This window comes from Micromonospora sp. NPDC049114, from assembly GCF_040648635.1.
Taxonomy (GTDB): domain Bacteria; phylum Actinomycetota; class Actinomycetes; order Mycobacteriales; family Micromonosporaceae; genus Micromonospora.
This window is the reverse complement of record NZ_JBEZEA010000002.1, coordinates 617,942-635,559: the sequence shown is the minus strand read 5'-3', so window position 1 is coordinate 635,559 and position 17,618 is coordinate 617,942. Positions and strand designations below refer to the sequence as shown.

At 72.8% G+C, this 17,618-nt stretch carries 11 protein-coding genes; 3 read left to right on the top strand and 8 right to left on the bottom strand.

Annotation, left to right across the window (positions count from 1 at the left end):
- Nucleotide 1 precedes the first annotated feature (1 nt).
- Both AB0B39_RS10485 and AB0B39_RS10480 read right to left on the bottom strand, forming a co-directional pair.
- Nucleotides 2-895: an ABC transporter ATP-binding protein gene (locus AB0B39_RS10485; RefSeq protein WP_357574120.1), complete on the bottom strand. Its 894-nt coding sequence runs from the start codon at nucleotides 893-895 to the stop codon at nucleotides 2-4.
- Nucleotides 896-1,086: 191 nt separating this feature from the next.
- Complete coding sequence (locus AB0B39_RS10480; RefSeq protein WP_357574119.1) at nucleotides 1,087-2,421, bottom strand: PHB depolymerase family esterase; 1,335 nt, start codon at nucleotides 2,419-2,421, stop codon at nucleotides 1,087-1,089.
- Between the two features lie 363 nt (nucleotides 2,422-2,784).
- Between AB0B39_RS10480 and AB0B39_RS10475 the strand changes: the two genes are divergently transcribed.
- A complete protein-coding gene (locus tag AB0B39_RS10475; protein WP_357574118.1) occupies nucleotides 2,785-4,851 on the top strand; it encodes a cellulose binding domain-containing protein in 2,067 nt (688 codons plus the stop codon).
- An 86-nt stretch (nucleotides 4,852-4,937) separates the two neighbouring features.
- Here the strand turns inward: AB0B39_RS10475 and AB0B39_RS10470 are convergent, their stop codons facing one another.
- From AB0B39_RS10470 to AB0B39_RS10445, 6 genes are all read right to left on the bottom strand, one after another.
- Nucleotides 4,938-7,280: a VWD domain-containing protein gene (locus AB0B39_RS10470; protein ID WP_357574117.1), complete on the bottom strand. Its 2,343-nt coding sequence runs from the start codon at nucleotides 7,278-7,280 to the stop codon at nucleotides 4,938-4,940.
- A 5-nt stretch (nucleotides 7,281-7,285) separates the two neighbouring features.
- Complete coding sequence (locus AB0B39_RS10465) at nucleotides 7,286-7,897, bottom strand: hypothetical protein (protein ID WP_357492580.1); 612 nt, start codon at nucleotides 7,895-7,897, stop codon at nucleotides 7,286-7,288.
- 137 nt (nucleotides 7,898-8,034) lie between these two features.
- Entirely contained in the window at nucleotides 8,035-8,628 is a 594-nt protein-coding gene (locus tag AB0B39_RS10460; protein WP_357574116.1) for a hypothetical protein, read from the bottom strand.
- A 5-nt stretch (nucleotides 8,629-8,633) separates the two neighbouring features.
- The gene (locus AB0B39_RS10455; protein ID WP_357574115.1) at nucleotides 8,634-9,965 is read right to left on the bottom strand and encodes an EndoU domain-containing protein; all 1,332 of its coding nucleotides are present in this window, start codon (nucleotides 9,963-9,965) and stop codon (nucleotides 8,634-8,636) included.
- Nucleotides 9,966-9,977: 12 nt separating this feature from the next.
- Nucleotides 9,978-10,274 carry a WXG100 family type VII secretion target gene (locus tag AB0B39_RS10450; protein ID WP_234582755.1) on the bottom strand — a complete coding sequence of 99 codons (297 nt, stop codon included), beginning with the start codon at nucleotides 10,272-10,274 and terminating at the stop codon, nucleotides 9,978-9,980.
- Nucleotides 10,267-10,578 (bottom strand): hypothetical protein, encoded by a 312-nt coding sequence (locus AB0B39_RS10445; protein WP_234582756.1) that lies wholly within the window; start codon nucleotides 10,576-10,578, stop codon nucleotides 10,267-10,269. The genes AB0B39_RS10450 and AB0B39_RS10445 overlap by 8 nt, the downstream gene beginning before the upstream one ends.
- A gap of 171 nt (nucleotides 10,579-10,749) precedes the next feature.
- On the opposite strand from AB0B39_RS10445, the gene AB0B39_RS10440 reads away from it, so the two are divergent.
- Entirely contained in the window at nucleotides 10,750-13,317 is a 2,568-nt protein-coding gene (locus tag AB0B39_RS10440; RefSeq protein ID WP_357574114.1) for a serine/threonine-protein kinase, read from the top strand.
- 10 nt (nucleotides 13,318-13,327) lie between these two features.
- Nucleotides 13,328-17,593, top strand: a complete 4,266-nt coding sequence (locus AB0B39_RS10435; RefSeq protein ID WP_357574113.1) for an FtsK/SpoIIIE domain-containing protein — start codon at nucleotides 13,328-13,330, stop codon at nucleotides 17,591-17,593.
- The last annotated feature ends 25 nt before the right edge of the window (nucleotides 17,594-17,618 follow it).

Sequence of the window (17,618 nt, the reverse complement as noted above, 5' to 3'; positions counted from 1 at the left end):
GTCAGTGCTCCGTCGAGGTGGTGGTGAGGGTGAGGAAGGCGGCTTCCAGGGCGACGGCGGTGACCTCCAGGCCCCGGAAGCCGCGGGTGCCGGCCAGTGCGAGCACCGTGGCGTCGGCGTCGTCGGTGGTGAGCACGACCCGCTCGCCCCGGAGCTGCACCGACCGGACTCCGGGGAGCGCGTCGAGGCCGTCGACCGGCCCGCCGGCGAGGTCGAAGGAGACGGTACGGCCGCCGGCCAGCGTCCGGATCTGCGCCGGCGGTCCGTCGGCCACCACCCGCCCCGCGGCGAGCACCACGACGCGGTCGGCGAACTCGTCCGCCTCGTGCAGGTGGTGGGTGCTGAACAGGACGGTGTGCCCGTCGGCGGTGTACCTGTGGATGGCCGCCCAGAACGCCTGCCGGGCGGCGACGTCCAGCGCGGCCGTGGGTTCGTCGAGGACCAGCAGGTCCGGGTCGCCGGCCAGCGCGAAGGCGAACCGCGCCCGTTGCGCCTCACCGCCGGAGAGCTTGTCGAGGCGGCGGTCGGCGCGTTCGGTCAACCCGGCCAGAGCCAGTACGCGGTCGGTGGCCACCGCTCGGGGGTAGAGCGCCCGGGCGAGGTCGACGACCTCCCGGATCGTCGCGCTCGGCACCCAGCCGGCGTCCTGGAGCATCGCGCCGACCCGTCCCGCCCGGACCGCTTCGGCGGGGGGCCGACCGAACAGGGTCACGGTGCCGCTGTCGGGCCGGTCCAGACCCAGCAGGAGCGAGAGGGCGGTGGTCTTGCCGGCGCCGTTGGGGCCGAGCAGGGCCACCGTGCTGCCCCGCGCGATGCTCAGGTCGAGCCCGTCGACGGCCCGGACGGGACCGAACCGCCGGGTGAGGCCGCTGAGGCGTACGGCTGTGTCATCCATGCCCGTCACGCTATGCACGCTCCGGCGGCGCGGGCAGAGCCACCGGTACGCGGTCGGCCAGGACATTTGTCCCGCGGATGGCCGTCCGTCCACTGTGCGGGCCGGGTCGGGCCACGGATCCCGGGGGACCGCGGGCCCGGCCCCGGACGGATTCCGGGGCCGGGCCGCACCGTCGCCGGTGGGCTACCGCGTCAGCTTCTGGTCCACCGCTGGCTGGTCCCGCCGTTGCAGGTGGAGAGGACCACCGGGCTGCCGTTGGCGGTGCCGGCGGAGTTCGGGGTGAGGCACAGACCCGACTGGACCCCGGTGACCGTGCCGTCGGATCCGAGGTTCCACTGCTGGTTGGCGCCACCGTTGCAGTCCCAGATGATCACCCGGGTGCCCGAGGTCGTCCCGGCGCCCTCGGCGTCCAGGCACTTGGTGCCGTACACCTGGAGTTGCCGACCGGCCGTCGACGTCCACTGCTGGTTGGTGCCGCCGTTGCAGTCCCACAACGCCACGTGGGTGCCGTTCGTCTGCGAGCGGGACGGGACGTCCAGACACCGGCCGGCGTTGACGTTGCGCAGGGGCGCGGCCGTGCCGCCCGGCGGCGGGCTGCTGGGGGTGGTGGTGTCGAAGCCGAGGAAGCGGATGGCCTGGGCGGCGTCGAACGGGATCGAGTGGCCGTAGCCCTGGAAGCTGATCGCCTCGACCGGGGCGGTCGGGCCGGTGCCTCCGTAGCGGGTGCGGGTGGCGCTGGTCTGCGGGTAGTCGGTGTAGCTGGGGGTCTGCGAGACGCCCAGCACGTTGGTCCACTGTTTGATCTGTTCGCCGAAGTTGACGTAGCTCAGCGTGGTGTCCGTGGTGCCGTGCCAGATCTGGACGCGGGGGCGGGCGCCGGTGTAGCCGGGGTAGGCGTTGCGGACCAGGTCACCCCACTGCTGGGGGGTGCGGGTGATCCGTCCGCCGGAGCATTCGCTGTTCCATTCCGCGCCGTTGGTGGTGGCGAAGCAGCCGAACGGGACTCCGGAGGAGCTGAAGCCGGCGCTGAACACGTCCGGATAGAGGCCGAGCATGACGTTGGTCATCATGGCGCCGGAGGAGAAGCCGCCCACCGCGATCCGGGTCGGGTCGACCGGGTAGCGGGCGCGGACGTAGTCGAGCATGGACTTGAGGCCGACGGGGTCGCTGCCGCCGTCGCGGCGCAGGGCCTGCGGGGAGGAGACGTCCCAGCACTTGCTGCTGCGGGTCACCGACGGGTAGATCACGATGAAGCCGTAGCGGTCGGCCAGGGCGCTGAGGCCGAAGCCGGTGTGCACGGCCGGGCCGCTGCCCGTGCAGTAGTGCAGGGCGAGCAGCAGCGCCGGGCGGGCCGCGACCCGGTCCGGCACGTACAGGTGCATCTGCAGGTTCGTCGGGTTGGTGCCGAAGTTGCTCACCTGGGTGAGCGTCGCGGCCGACGCCGGCGTGGCGAGCGTGACCACTGCCGTCATCGTCGCCAGGGCCGTCGCCAACCCGGCGGCCAGCAGCGCGAGCCTTGTTCTCATCGGCGGTTCCTTCACAGTGTGCGTGCGGCGGTGGCGGTGAAGCGTGCGGAAAGAAGGCCCGGACGCATCGACTGTGAGCGATAACATTCGGTTCGTCAAGGCGTGCCGTATGACGTCAATTCACCCGTGCGAGCGGGTCCACTTGAGATCCCCGATTCGACCATGACATTCTTGGCCGTCGATAACTCGCTGCGCGCGGGGCTGACGCCCGTCCACTGGGCAGCCGGGACCGGACCACGGATCCCGGGGGACGGAGCACGAGCGATGGGGCGCCGGGGCCTGTCCGTCCACGAGTCCGCCCGCCGCCGCGTCGCTGCATGCCGGCCGGGTGACCCACTGTCGTTCACGCAAAGGAACCCGACCATGCGCAAACCGATCCGCCGTGCGGCGCTCCTGGCGGGCGTGCTGCTCGCCGCGACCGCACTCCCCGGCATCGACCCACCCAACGCCAGCGCGGCAGCCGACCCCGACACCGTCGCCGTGACCGTGAACGCCCGCGCCGGGCTGGCGCGGGTGTCCGACACCGCGTTGGGCGTCAACCACGCCATCTGGGACCAGAACCTGGGCACCGCCGAGACGTCCGACCTGCTGCGCGACGCCGGTGTGCAGATGATGCGCTATCCCGGCGGCTCGTACGCCGACATCTACCACTGGAAGGACCACAGCGCGCCCGGTGGGTACGTCGCCCCGGACACCGACTTCGACACGTTCATGGCGGCGGTCAGGCGGGTCGGCGCCCAACCGATGATCATCGCGAACTACGGCACCGGTACGCCGGCCGAGGCCGCCGACTGGGTGCGCTACGCCAACGTGACCAAGGGCTACGGCGCGAAGTACTGGACGGTCGGCAACGAGAACTACGGCAACGGGCACTACGGGTCGGCGTGGGAGGCGGACGACCACCCGGACAAGAGCGCCAGCCAGTACGCGCGGCTGGTCGTCGAGTACGCCGACGCGATGAAGGCGGTCGACCCGAGCATCAGGGTGGGCGCGGTGCTCACGATGCCGGGGAACTGGCCGGACGGGATCACCGCCGGCAGCGACCCCGGCTCCTGGAACCAGACGGTGCTCTCAATCGCCGGCCCGAAGATCGACTTCGTGGACGTGCACTGGTACCCGGGTGGCACCGCCGCCGAGTCGCTGACCCGCACCAACCAGCTACCGGACGCGACGTACCTGCTCCGGCAGCAGCTCAGCAGGTACGCGGGCCCGAACGCCGACCGGATCGGCATCAGCTTCACCGAGCTGAACGTCGGCGCCGGCCAGAACACCCAGCCCGGGGCGCTGTTCCTGGCCGACGCGTACAGCGGGCTGCTGGAGAACGGCGTCTTCACCGCCCAGTGGTGGAACGTGCACAACGGCATCGGCACCGTGAGCGAGGTGGCGGGCCAGACCGACTACGGCGACTTCGGGATGCTGTCCAGCGGCGGCTGCACGGCGGACGGCTCGGTGTGCGAGCCGCCGTTGAACACGCCGTTCGCGCCGTACCACGCTCTGACGATGATGAAGCTCTTCGCGAAGACCGGCGACCAGTTCGTGCGCGCCGGCACCGACGAGCCACTGGTCAGCGCGCACGCCGTCCGGCGGGGCAACGGCGACCTGGCCGTGCTGCTGATCAACAAGGACCCGGAGGCGGCCCACGACGTCGCCATCGACTACGCCGGGTTCACGCCGTCGACGGCCGCGCCGACGGTGTCCACCCTCACCAACGGCGCGACGGGCATCGCCACCGACCAGTCCGGCTCGGCGACCAGCAGGACGCTTCCGCCGTACTCGCTGACGACGCTCGTGCTGCGCCCGGCCGGCACGACCGCCGGACGGCCGTCGGCCCCGGGCCAGCCCACCGCCAGCGGCGTCACCGACCGGGGCGCGACGATCACCTGGCCGGCGGCCACCGCCGGCAGCAGCCCGATCGCCAAGTACGAGGTGTACCGGCAGAACGGCGCGGTCAGCGAGCAGCTCGGCGAGACGGCGACGACGTCGTTCACGGTCGGCAACCTGGTGCCGGGCAGCAGGTACACCGTCAACGTGCTGGCCCGTGACACGGCCGGCCGGGTGTCCTGGGCCTCACCGCCGTTGACGTTCGCCACCGGCAGCCCGGCGACCAGCGCGTGCACGGTCCGCTTCACCGCCGCCAACGACTGGGGCAACGGCTACATCGGGGGCGTCGAGATCACCAACAACGGGACGAAGCCGATCACCGGCTGGACGCTCACCTGGACCTGGCCGACCGGCTGGCAGCAGGTGAGCAGCGGCTGGAGCGCCGGCTGGGAGCAGGTCGGCACGGCAGTGCGCGTCACGCCGACCGACGACAACCGGCAGATCGCTCCGGGCGCGAGCGTGAGCGCCGGCTTCGTCGGCGCCTACAGCGGGCCGAACGTGCTGCCCACGGCGTTCACCCTCAACGGCACCGTCTGCACGAGCGGCTGACACCGCCGCGATGAGCGTGATGCCTGTGCGTCATCTAGATGACGCACAGGCATCACGCTCGTCAGGACAGGAACTGCCCGCCGTGGTCAGCCCGCCTGTCGTACGGTCACCGTGGCCGTCCCGGTGTCGTCCGCCCACGGGTCGAGAACCAGGGTGTACGTGCCCTTCTTCGGCAGCGGGCCCGCCTCGAACCTGCCGCTGCCGCCGATCACACAACCGGTGGCCACCGTCGCACCGTCCGGACCGTTCAGCAGCAGGATTCCGCACCTGTCGGACAGGCTGGCGCCGGTCACCTCGACGGTGACGCGGCGACCGGCGTCGGCGGGGAACCGCAGCCGGCTCACCGCGCCCGGCCGGCCGACGGTCAACGTGACGGCCCGCCCGTCCGCCACGGTGTCGGCCTGCTCGTCGTGCGCGTCGCGCAGCCGCACGTCCGCCCAGCCGGTGTCGGTGGAGGTCCCGTCGACCTCCAGGACGTAGCGGCCCGTGGCCGGTAGGACGAACCCGTCCACGTTGCCCTGGCCGCCGATCACGCAGCCGGTGGCCACCTCCACTCCCGCCGGGTCGCGCAGGCCCAGCACGCCGCACCGGTCCGGCAGGGTCGCGGCGGTGACCTGGAGGAAGACCTTCTGGCCGGCACGCCCGTCGAACGCCAGGCGGCTCACCGCCCCCGGTTGGGCGAGCGTCGCCCGCACCGCCGGCCCGTCCAGCGTGAGTGTCTTCTCCTCGTCGGTGACGGTGACGACCCGTACCGTCGCGCGGCCCAGGTCGGCGTCGGCCGGGTCGAGCACCACCTGGTGGTCGCCGGTCTCGGTGAGCGTGGTGGTGTCGATGAAGCCGACACCGGAGATGACGCAGCCGGTCGCCAGTTGACGCCCCTGCGGGTCGAGCAGCAGCAGGATGCCGCACCGGTCCGGCGTGGTGGCGGCCGGCACCTCGACGAAGATCTTCTGACCGGCGCGGCCGGGCACCTTCAGGGCGGCGGTGGCACCGGGTCGGGTGACCTCCAGGGTGACGTCGCCGACGCCGGGGACGTCCCGCTGGGCCCGCGCGGCGTCGGTGGCGAACGCGACCTGTCCGGTGAGGGCGACGTCGAGTGTGCAGTCGGCGAGGGTCCGCGGGTCGGTGACGCCGGCCCGCCGGCAGATGAGTTCGGCGGTGGCCCGGTTGGGAAGGTCGCCGACGGTGAGCAGCCGGTCGGGGAAGCGCCGGTCGGTGAATGTGCCGGTGTCCTGACCCGGTTCGTAGTCGAACAGCGACCGGGGGGCCTCGACGCGCCAACTGTCGGCGAAGCCGGGGTAGAGCGCCTCGAACGTGGGCGGCTGGGCCACCCGCTTACCGTCGCGGACGGTCAGATCGTCGCCCGGGTCACCGTCGTGGTCACCGAGCAGACCCTCCAGCGTCCCGGCCCGGGCGTCCGGCGCGCTGACGCTCACGCTCAGCCCCCACACGCCGAGGGGGTGCGCGGTGAGCCGGGTACCGTCCGGCCAGTCCACCGTCACCGTGCCGTCCCACCAGGTGGTGACCGTGCCGCCGTGCGGCAGCTTCGTCCCGGTCGGCGCGACGGTCGCCGGTGCGCCGTTCACCCGGACGACCGGGCCGCCGGGCGTCGCGTACACGGCGACCCGGTCGCCGCGCACCCGTGCCGCGACCGCGGAGTTGACGGCCACCGTCGAGCTGGCCGGGAACATCGTCTGTCGGGTCTGGACCTCGAAGTCGTCGGTCGTCGAGCGGCTGAGCACGAACTCGCCGGCGGCCTGGAAGTCGTACCGGAGGCCGTCGTAGGTCAGCAGGTGCGGGTCGCCGTTGCTGTTCGCGCAGCGGTAACCCTTGCCGATCACGGAGATCGAACAACCCCCGCCCGAGGGCGGGCGCGGCGCGGGCGGATCGCAGTCCTTGCCGTTCGCCGGCAGCTTCATGCCGCTGTACGTCGTGCGAAGCGGCAACCCGGCGCCTGCGCGGTACGCGTTCTCCGCCAGGACCGCGTGCACCTCGCCGGGATCCACGCCGCTGGCGAACTGGCCGCCCTGGGTGCAGAACTGACCCCGATCGGTGTCGTTGGCCAGGTCTAGGGCGTGGTTCATCTCGTGGATGAGGGTGGCGCACTGGTCCTCGGTGAAGTCCTTCCCCTCGCCCGGCAACGCGCGCCCGTCGTTCTCCGGCACCCAGTTGATCTGCACGTCGCTGCCCGGGACGTACGTCGTCGTGTCGCTCTCGTTGCCGACGATGGGCCGGCGCACCTTGATCGTCTTCTTGTGGGCCTGCAACGCGTCGAGCACCGCGCCGTTGCCCGAGCCGCGGATCTGCCCGACGCAGCCCGCGTACTCCGTCTGCACGTCGGAGTTGACGCTGATCACGGCGGACGCCGACTGGGGGGCCAGCAGCACCAGCACCCCGGCCAGGACCACGCCCAGACGGATCGCGCGCACGCCGGTCACCCGCCCCTCACCTCGAAGTCGACAGGGCCCTGCTCGGCCGTCGCGGCGCAGGCGTCCGCCGGCACGTCCGGCAGGGGTGCCCGCAGGTAGCCCACCACCAGCCGGTACGCCCCCGGCTGGTCCACCGGCCACCACGTCACCGTTGCGCCGCCGCGCCCGTCGGAGGCGGAGGTGGTCAGCGCCGCCCCGACGGGGCTCTGCGGGTCACTGCCGAGGGTCAGCTCCACCGAACCGCGCGGTGGCACCGGGACCAGGTTCTCGATGAGGTACGCCGTGAAGTCCCGGTAGTAGGCGGCAGCACCGATGGCGGGGGCGACCGGCGCTCCGTCGCGCGTGAGCGACAGCACCGTCACCGCCCCGTCCGGCACCCGGCTCAGCCGGCACTCGGCGTCCCGGTTGTTGACCAGCTTGAGCCGCAGGTTGACCTGTTCACCCACCCGGTATGCGGGCTGCGACGCCGTGACGGTGAGGCCGACAGTCGCCGTACCGCCGGAGGGGGCCGGCGCGGGACGCGACCGGCGGCATCCGACAGTCGTGGCCAGTAGCAGCACGGCGAGGCAGCCGGCGAGCGCCGCCCGCCCTGCCGACCCTGCCCGGGGTACGCCCATGGGCCGCGCGCCTCCTCGGACCGACGTCCGTCGTCGGCGATACCGGCCAGCCTGCGCCGCAGGTGCGGGTGAGCGCTGTCGTCATCCGGCCCGGCGGATGTCCAGTAGCCGACGCGCCCGACGGCCGGGCGCGGCCGTCAGGGGCGCCAGATCGCGGCCGCGCCGGCCAGTGCGGCTTCGTGGTACGGCGTCCGCGTTGAGCCGTCGGCGATGACCTCGACCGGCCACTTCTGCCGCAGCGTCGTCCACAACTGCGCCATCACTCTCGAGTACGTCGCCAGCTCGTCGGCGCCCTCGGCCACCTGCAACACGTACAGCCAGGCTGCGTTGTCCGGTGCGCCGTCGAGCGGCGCCCGCCAGACGCGGTGCAGGCTGCGGCCACCCCGACGCGGGGCATCGGTGGACAGAAGGTCGTCGGCCGGTGTCGGGTCGGGGGCGTCCGCCGGGCCGGTGGGGCTGAACCGGTAGGGCGGGGCCGGCACCTCGGCGATGATCGGCACCTCGGCCAGGTCGCTGCCGTCCGGGTCACCGAGGAAGGAGCGCATCAGGGCCTGCTCCTCGGCGGTGATGCCGACCCCGTGGTACGCGAGGTTCAGCAGCAGCGTGTCGTCGGCCAGGTCCAGTTCACCTGCGGAGTAGTGCTCCCGCACGGTGCCGAGGGTGTCGTCGGCCAGCCGCCCCGCGAGGCGGCGGCACACCTCGGCGACCGCCGCGTACGACTTCACATCCATGGTGTTCATCTCTTGTTGTAGGGGCCGAGATCGGTCGTCGTGACGTTCCCCTGGGCGTCCTGGACAACCCTGACAATCCTTCTGCCCTTCGGGCCTTCCCAGGTCCAACTGCCGTCGCCGCCGACAGCGGGATTACTGTAACGAGGCGCGACGCTGCCCGGGACTCCCCGGGGAGCGGGGGTCGGCGCATTCGGGTTCTTGATGACGCCCGGGTCGCTCGGGTCCACCGGGTAGGACGTGCGTATCTCGCCGTCGGCGAGCACCGTCGTCTTGACCTTGACGCCGTCTACAGCGCCTTCGTAGTCGTACGCCCACCGCCGATTGCCGTCCGCGTCCTTGGTCAGGTACGGCCCTTTCACCGGTGGGCCCTGCTGCGTCACCTGAATCGCGGCGTCGCGAATCTTCGACTCGTCCCAGGTCTTCGGGAACTCCGTCTTGTCGCGCAAGCCGGTGCCCGCGAGGTGGCCGCCCTGCCGGCCGCCGTCACCCTCGATGATGTGCTTCTTGGACGCATCGGTGTACCGGATGTCGCCCGGGTTCGGCGGCCGCGTCGGCTTGGCTGGCTGGGTGGGCTGCGTCGACGCGGGCGGCGTGCGCGGGGCGCTGCGCTGCGTCGGGGCGGAGTTGGTGGCGCCCGAGCCGCTCGACCCGGCCCGGGGCCGCTGCTGCGACATCCGCACCGTCGTCGGGGGGCCACTGGAGATCGGCGAACCTCCGGGCTGCGGACGGCCGAGGGGCGCCAGCGCCGCGCGGATCGCGGTGGCGCAGCGAGCCGCCGCGGCCTGATAGAGGCTCTTCGCCGCAAGCGCGGAAGCCCGAGCCTGCTCGCGTTCCGCCTCGCACAACCGCGCGGCCTGCCCGATGCGGACGACCATCGTGAAGACCGGCTCTCGTTGCCCCGCCGCGTACGACTCGTTGAGCCCGCGCCAGACACCCGGCCCGTAGGTGCGCCGACCGGTCAGGCCGCAGAACTGACCGAGCAGGTTCCGGTACTGACTGTCCGCGGCCATCGCGAGGCGCAGCGCGGCCCGGGACTGTGCCTGGGCACGCGCCAGCTCGTTCGCGAAGGCGGACAGGGCCTGTGCGCCGGCGAGGTAGGCGTCGGCCAGGGCCTTCGCCTGGTCGGGCAGTTGCGCGAGTTCGCGGTCCACGGTCGCGGCGAAGTCGCCCCGCAGGGCCAGCGCGCCGCTGCTCGCCGCGATGGACCGCAGTCGGACGTGGTGCCCGTTGGCCGCCGCGGCCCGGCGCTGGAGATCGGCCGCCATGGCCTGGATCGAGGCTGGTTCGCCGGGGGTCGGATCACCGTCGTAGAGGTCGAGGACCTGCCAGTCGTCCATGTCGGCAGGTGCTCAGCCGTTGATGCCCCCGGCCAGCCGGGCGTCCAGCTCCTGGTGCTCGCGGACGACCCCCACCAGGAACGACGACATGCCCTCCAGCCCACCGATCATGTTCTGGGCGCCGGTGGTCCACTGCTGGTAGGAGTCCTGGAAACGGCCCGACGCCAGCTGGGTGCGGAACTCGCTGTTGACCAGTTGGTCGATCATCGCCTTCAGGGCGTTCAGCTTCTGGGTCATCTCCTCCTGCCCGCTGGTCAGGCTCCGGGCCGCCGACTGGAGACCCTCGTAGCCGACGCTGACGTCACTCATGAGTCTTCCCCTTCGAAGGTTGGTTGGTTGGCAACTGACTGCCGAGTGCGCTGTCGAGCTGGGCGTGGCCCGCGACCACACCGTCGAGCCGGGCCGCGGCCGCCGCCACGGCAGCCAGCAGGCCGGCCCGGTGCCGCGTCGCCGCCGTCGTGAAGTCCGTGAGGGCGACGTCGACGTCTCGCGAACCGGTGGCCGCGAGGCGCGGGGTCTGCTGCCCGGTCGACTCCAGATCCGAGCGTACGTGCGTCAACTGTCGGGCGGCGTCGACGACCGCGTCTCGATCAAAACCGAACCCGGTTGCCATCGCCCCGTGACCCTTTCGGGAAGCCGTGTCTCCGGCGATCGGAGTCGGCCTCGCGGACCACTGGCGACGGACCCACCGGGCGGGTCGGTCTGTTGTGGACGGACACCGGCCCGTGACCGGGCGGAGTATCGTACGCGCCGACTGTAGTGCTCGACGGCAAGGAGCGCGAGGGTGTCAGATCCCCAGCCGGCGCAGCGGCTCGTCGCGGGTCGCTACCGGTTGGAGAGCGTGCTCGGCCGGGGTGGCATGGGGGTCGTGTGGCGCGCGACCGACGAGCTGATCGGGCGCGTCGTCGCGGTCAAGGAGGTCCGCGCACCGGCCGGCCTGACCGGTGAGGAACGCCTGCTGTTCGGCGAGCGGGCGCTGCGGGAGGCGCGGACCGCCGGGCAGATCAACCATCCGGCGGTCGTGGCGATCCACGACCTGGTGCCGGCCGGCGGTGACGACGAGGCCGTCTACATCGTGACGGAGCTGGTGGACGCCCCCACGCTGGCCGACCTCCTCGAACGGGAGGGGGCGTTGCCGCCGGCCCGGGTGACGGCGATCGCCGTACGCATGCTGGACGCGCTGGACGCCGCGCACTCGGTCGGTGTCGTGCACCGTGACGTCAAGCCCGGCAACATCATGGTGCTCCCCGGTGACGCGGTGAAGTTGCTCGACTTCGGCATCGCGCAGGCGGTGGGGGACGCGCGCCTGACCCGGCACGGCATGATGGGCTCGACCGGGTACCTCGCACCGGAGCTGTTCCACGGCAGCGATCCCACGCCGGCGGCCGATCTCTGGTCGGCGGGCGTGACGCTCGCCCAGGCTGTCACCGGTGAGCTGCCGTTCGAGCGGGCGTCCACCGCGGCCACCCTGCACGCCGTCCTGTACGACGACATCCCGGCCATGACGTGTGGGAATCCGCTGGCCACGGTGATCAGTGGCCTGCTCACGCGGGATGTGGCGCACCGGCTCACCGTCCAGCGGGCCCGCGATCTGCTCGCCGTTCCGGTCGACGCCGGAGCGACCGGCCGCCGGGACACCACCGCCTCCACGGCGGCCGCCGACCCGGACCCACCCGCCTCGGTCGACGCCGACGCCGACGCCGACGCCGACGCCGACGCCGACGGTGAGCCGGTGGGCGAGTCCTGGGAGCGGCAGGCCACGACCGTGCACCCGGACCGGTCCACGCCACCTCGCCAGCGGCAGAGCGCGGCGTCACCACCACCGTCGACCGGGGCGGTGGCGACCACGTTCCCGGTCGAGGTGCCGGAGAAGACCCGGGGCGCCCTCGTCCTGGCTCAGCTGGCCCTGATCGTCCTCACGATCTGGGCGGTTGTCCTGTTCGTCGAGGTGGTGACGGCAAGCGTCCTACCCGAGTGGATGCCGATCCCCGCCGCCCTCACCATCGGAGTGCTGGCGTTTTGGACGGCTGCGGAGGCGATCGTCGACCCGTGGCACGGCACGCTGCGGTTCGGCCCGGATTCCCTCCGCTTCCAGGGCGCGCGCGGATCACCGCCCGACCTGCCTTTCGAGCATGTCGCCAGCATCGCGGTGTGGCCCGGCGCCGGGTCGTCGACCGGCACCTCGCGGCTGGGGATCGAGCTGTCGGCGCGTACGCCCGCGCCGGCGCACGGGAGGGTGTTCCAGGGGCCCCCGCAGCGGGACGGCCGAGGGCCGATGTGGATCGTCGGGGACATCGGCATAGGCCCGAGAACGATGGCAGCCAGACTGGGCACCCTCGTCCCTGAGGACGTCCGGATCGATCAGTCCCGGGAGGTGCCGGTCTGGTCGGCTCGGGCGTTCCAACCGCTCGGCCCCCGGCGGCCGGGGCTGCTGCTGCGGTTCGTGGTGGTCGCCAGCCTCATCCTGTGCGGTCATCTCCTTGTGCACCAGCGGAATTCCACGATGGTGACGCTCGACGACGCCGAGGTCAGCGCGGTGGCGTTCAGCCCGGACGGCGTCACGCTCGCCAGCGCGGACGCCGGGACCTTCGCGATCACGTTCTGGGATGTGGCGACGCGCAAGACGGCAGCCGTCGCCGCGGGGCACCGCGAGGAGATCAAGGTGCTCGTCTTCAGCCCCGACGGCAAGACCCTCGCCAGTGGTGGGCGGGACGGTGTCGTCAAGCTCTGGGATGTCGCCAGCCGGCAGGTCCGGGCGACACTCGTCTTCGGCGAGTACGACACGGTGACCCGGCTGCTGTTCTCTCCCGGTGGGGACAGCATCGCGGCCGTCGGTTCCGGCGACGTCAAGGTGTGGCCGATGGCGTCGTTGGGCAAGCCGGTCGACCTGTCGGCGGGGGACATGGGGGTGCAGACGATTCGCTTCACTCCGGACGGACGTGTTCTCGTGGGCATCGACGGGCAGGGCGGGGTGCGTGCCTGGGAGGTGGCCAGCGGCCGCAGCGCCGCCCGGATCACCGGGCCCATCGCGCCGTGGGCGGAATTCAGGTCCGACGGTGACACGGTGATCCGTGCCTCCGGCACCGGCGCCGTCGTGGCGACCCTGGACGGCGGGACGACGCCTCCCGACGCGGCCGCGTTCGGGCCGGGCGACCTCTTCGTCACGGCTGAGCGGGGCGAGGTGCGGATCTGGCACACCACCACCGCCCGGACAGTCCACAGGTACAAGGAGGGCTTCCTGGACTCCGACGTCCTGCCGTCCGAGGCGGTGGTGATGGCGCCGCGCGGCGAGGTCGTCGCCCTCGGCGGCGACGAGGGGCTGCGGCTGTGGACGTACGGCCCGTCCCGGTGAGGACTCGGCGATGATCCTGCGAATGACCGTGCGGGACGCCGACACGGGGGCGACGCACGACATCGAGGTGAGCGCCGCACCGGCCACCAGCGTGCGATCCCTGCTGGCCGCGCTGCCCATCGCGGCCACCGGCCGGCGCTGCTTCGCCGGGGCCGTCGCGCTGGATCCGGCCGCGCGTCTGGCGGACACCCCGCTGCTGGCCGGCTCGGTGCTCAGTGTGGGTGGCCCCGGACCGGCCGGTCGTCTCGTCACCGACGGCGCGGTGGGCGTACTCGAGGTGGTTGCCGGACCGGACGCGGGCCTGGCTGTCGCGTTGCGGCCCGGAACCCACCCGATTGCTCGCACGTCCTCGGCGGCGCTGCCGCTGCGCGACCCGGACGTCTCGCGCCGCACGCACGCCCTGCTGGAGGTGTCGGCGGACGGCACGGCCACCCTCACCGATGGCGGATCGAGCAACGGCACGTTCGTCGACGGTGCCCGGATCACGCACCTGACCGCCGTGGCGCCGACCAGCGCACTCCAGATCGGCGGGAACGAGCTGCGGTGGACACCCCTGCCCGCCGAGGCGCGGCGGACGGTCCGGGCCGCGGATGGTCGGGTCGACTTCGACCGCGCCTTCGCCCGCGCACCGGTGATCGGAGTCGTCGAGGTGTCCATGCCGGTGCGACCGATCGTCGCCCGGGGGCCGGTGGCCGCCGGGATCCTGCTGGGCGGCGCGGGGTCCGTGGCGGCCGCCCTGTTCACCCACACGCCGATCCTGCTGCTCGGCGCGGCGATCTCCGTCGGCGCTCTCCTGCTCAACCAGTCGGCGCAGGAGAAGCAGGACGCCGAACGCCAGGCCGAGTTCACCAAGGCGAAGAAGGCAGTCGAATCGGCTGTCGCCGCCCAGGTCGAGGCCGAGCAGCGGGTACGCCGGACGCTCGCGCCGAGCCCCGCCGAGATCGTCGAGATCGCCGGCGGTGTGCGGTCCGGCCTGTGGACCCGCCGCGCCGGGGCACCGCACGCGCTGGCGCTGCGGGTTGGCGTCGCCGACGAGCCGGCGTCGGTGACGGTCCGCGGCGAGCCCTGGCCGGAGTTCCGCACCCCGAAACTGTCGGCGGTCCCGATCACCGTGGACCTGGGCGTCGTCGGTGTGCTCGGCGTGACCGGCGCGGACGAGGCGGTCCACGACGTCCTGCGCTGGCTGCTGCTGCAACTGGCCACCCTGCGCGCCCCCGACGATCTGCGGATGGTGCTGCTCAGCGCCGCGGAGGTCGGCGGCCTGACCTGGGCGCGCTGGCTGCCGCACGTCGACGCGGGTGACGCGGCGGCGTACTCGTGCCGGATCGGCAACACCGCCGCCACCCGCGCCGAGCGGGTACGGGAGCTGCGTACCCTCGTCGCGTCCCGGCGTGCCGAACGCGACCCGCAGCGGTTCGTGGACGTGGTCGTCGTCCTCGACGGCGCGCTGGCGCTGCGCGACCTGCCCGGGATGGACGAGGTGCTGCGGGACGGGCCGGCGGTCGGGGTGTACCTGATCTGCGCCGACCGGCACAGCATGAACGAGTGCCGGGGGCTGATCGAGACGTCGGGCGACCCGACGCGCCTCACCGCCAGCCCGGACGGCCAGGCGGTGACTGTCGACGCCGACGGGGTCGACGCGACGACCGCCGAGCGGCTGGCGCGGGCGCTGGCGCCGATGCGGGACCGGGCGACCCGCGGGGCGGCCCAGAACGCCATCCCACGGTCGGTACGCCTGCTGGATCTCCTCGGCCTCGGCACGCCCACCGCCGCCGACGTGCTGGAGCTGTGGGAGCGGGGTCGGGGTCCGCGGACCCGTGTGCTCCTCGGCGCGGATGCGACCGGGCCGGTGGCCGTCGACCTCGCCGGCCAGGGCCCACACACCATGCTGGGTGGCGCGACGGGCGCCGGAAAGAGCATCCTGCTGCAAACCCTGGTCACGTCGTTGCTGCTGGCCAACCGGCCGGACGAGCTCAACCTGGTGCTCGTCGACTTCAAGGGTGGCAGCGCCTTCCTGCCGTTCGAACACTGCCCGCACGTCGTCGCCCTCATCCGGTCCACCGGTGAGACCCCCGCCGACGTGTTCGACGACGCGGCGGCGGCCCGGGTCCTCGCCTCGCTCCGGGCGGAGGTGAGCCGGCGCGAGTCCCTGCTGGCCCGCCACGACGGCGAGATCGACAGGTACTGGCAGAAACGCCTGGGCGGGACGGCCCTGCCGCCGCTGCCCCGACTGGTGCTGATCTTCGACGAGTTCGGCCGGGTGCTGGACGCCTCTCCCGACTTCGTCAAGGAACTGGTGAACGTCGCCGCGAAGGGCCGCTCGCTCGGCATGCACCTCGTGCTGGCCACGCAGTCGTTGCAGGGCAAGCTGTCGCCGGAATTGAAGAACAACGTGTCCCTGCGGATCAGCCTGCGGCAGAACGAACCTGCCGACAGCACCGAGGTCCTCGGCGTGCCGGACGCCGCCAGCATCCCGGGCGTGCTGCGCGGACGCGGCATGATCCTGTGCACCACCGCCGAAAGCCGCGTCCCGCAACCGTTCCAGTCCGGCTATCTCGGCGACCCGCCGCCGGCGGGCGGGGCCACCCCGGCTCTGGTCCGGGTCCTGAGCCCGACGGACCTCGGCGCCGCGCGACCCACCGCCGCGCCGACGGCCGGCAGCGGGCCCACCGACCAGGAACTCGCCATCGCGGCGATCGAGGAGGCCGCACAGCGGTCCGGGCTACCGGCCCCCTTCCGACCGGTGCTGCCCCCGCTGCCCGCCACGCTGACGGCGGACGAGCTTCCCGCACAGTGGACCTCCGCCGCGCCGAGGACAGCCGTACCATTCGGCCTCGCCGACGACCCGGCACGCCAGGCGCAGCCGGCCGACTTCCTCGACCTCGCCGGGGTCGACCGGCTCCTCGTCGCCGGTGGCCCGCAGTCCGGGCGGACGACCTTCGCCCGGACCCTGATCACCGGCCTGGTCGGCCGCTTCCAGCCCGACCAGGCCCACCTGTACGTCGTGGAACGGCACCCGGCGGGCCTGGCCGAGTACGCGGCGCTGCCGCACTGCGGCGGGGTCTTCTCGCCCGCCGAGCCCGACCGGATCCGTCGCCTGGTCACCTGGCTCGACGAGGAGATCCAGCGCCGCTCCGGCAGCGCGTCCCCGCCGGACGCGGCGCGACCGTACATCGTGGTCGTCATCGACGGCTGGGAGCACTTCGAGGACCACGGCGACCCGACCTTCGTCGAGACGTCCCTGGTCGCCACCCTGCGCGGCGTCATCAGCGCCGGCACGCCGCTCGGAGTGCACGTCGTGCCGATCGGTGGTCAGGACATGCTCACCCACCGGTTGCCGACCCTCTACAACCGTCGGCTGCTCCTGCCGTTTCCCAAGGAGGAGACCCGACGGATGCAGCTGCTGACCAGCATGACCAGTCCGCCCGTCCTCTCCGGGAGGGCCATCGACGCCGGCAGCGGACGGCACGTGCAGATCTGCCTACCGACCCGGTCGGTAGCGGACCTCGCCGCCGAGCCGCACGACACGCCTGCGCACCGGCGGCCCCGGCGGTTCCCCGCCCTGCCGTCCCGCGTCGACCTCGCCGCGCTCGACACCACCGCGGCGGCCCAGGGCCGGTCGACGTGGATACCGCTGGGTGTCGGTGGGCCCGACACGACCACCATCGGCGTCGACCTGTTCGAGGCCGGGCCGCACCTGATGCTGATCTCCGGGACCGGCGGGACCGGCCGTACGACGGCCGCCGCCACTGTGGTCCACGCGCTGCGCCGACGCGGCATCGGCGTACTCGCCATCGCGCCGCCACAGTCCCCGCTGCCGGGGCTGCTCTCCGACGACCCCGGGCTCCGGCTGGTCACCGGCGTCGCGATCAGGGACACCGACCTCCGCGAGGCCGTCGTGGCCTTCGGCGACAGGCCGTACGCGGTGGTCGTCGACGACGTCGACCGGATCACCGTGCTGCCCACCGAACAGGGCTTCGCGAGCAGCCCCACGCTCCTCGACGACATCGTCCAACCGGCGGCTCGCGGCCGGCGGGCATTGATCGTCAGCGCCGACGCCGCGCCCCTGTTGACCGGTTTCCCCAGCCCGCTCACCCGCCTGGTCAACGCCGTCATGCTGGCCGGGACACGCCTCGTGCTGGCCCCGGGCAACCGGACGACGGCAGTGGCCCACAACATCACCCTGGAACCCGACCAGTACCTCACCGGCCCACCCGGGCGCGGCTACCTCTCCACCGGTCGTACCCCGGTGTTGGTGCAGGTGGCAGCACCCTGAGCCGCGCCGGACCGCGCCGGGCCGG

Bases quoted from the DNA above. Each gene is read 5' to 3' on its own strand.
- AB0B39_RS10465 (WP_357492580.1), bottom strand. From the start codon at position 7,897: ATGGGCGTACCCCGGGCAGGGTCGGCAGGGCGGGCGGCGCTCGCCGGC.
- AB0B39_RS10485 (WP_357574120.1), bottom strand. From the start codon at position 895: ATGGATGACACAGCCGTACGCCTCAGCGGCCTCACCCGGCGGTTCGGT.
- AB0B39_RS10445 (WP_234582756.1), bottom strand. From the start codon at position 10,578: ATGGCAACCGGGTTCGGTTTTGATCGAGACGCGGTCGTCGACGCCGCC.
- AB0B39_RS10480 (WP_357574119.1), bottom strand. From the start codon at position 2,421: ATGAGAACAAGGCTCGCGCTGCTGGCCGCCGGGTTGGCGACGGCCCTG.
- AB0B39_RS10475 (WP_357574118.1), top strand. From the start codon at position 2,785: ATGCGCAAACCGATCCGCCGTGCGGCGCTCCTGGCGGGCGTGCTGCTC.
- AB0B39_RS10460 (WP_357574116.1), bottom strand. From the start codon at position 8,628: ATGGATGTGAAGTCGTACGCGGCGGTCGCCGAGGTGTGCCGCCGCCTC.
- AB0B39_RS10450 (WP_234582755.1), bottom strand. From the start codon at position 10,274: ATGAGTGACGTCAGCGTCGGCTACGAGGGTCTCCAGTCGGCGGCCCGG.
- AB0B39_RS10455 (WP_357574115.1), bottom strand. From the start codon at position 9,965: ATGGACGACTGGCAGGTCCTCGACCTCTACGACGGTGATCCGACCCCC.
- AB0B39_RS10435 (WP_357574113.1), top strand. From the start codon at position 13,328: ATGATCCTGCGAATGACCGTGCGGGACGCCGACACGGGGGCGACGCAC.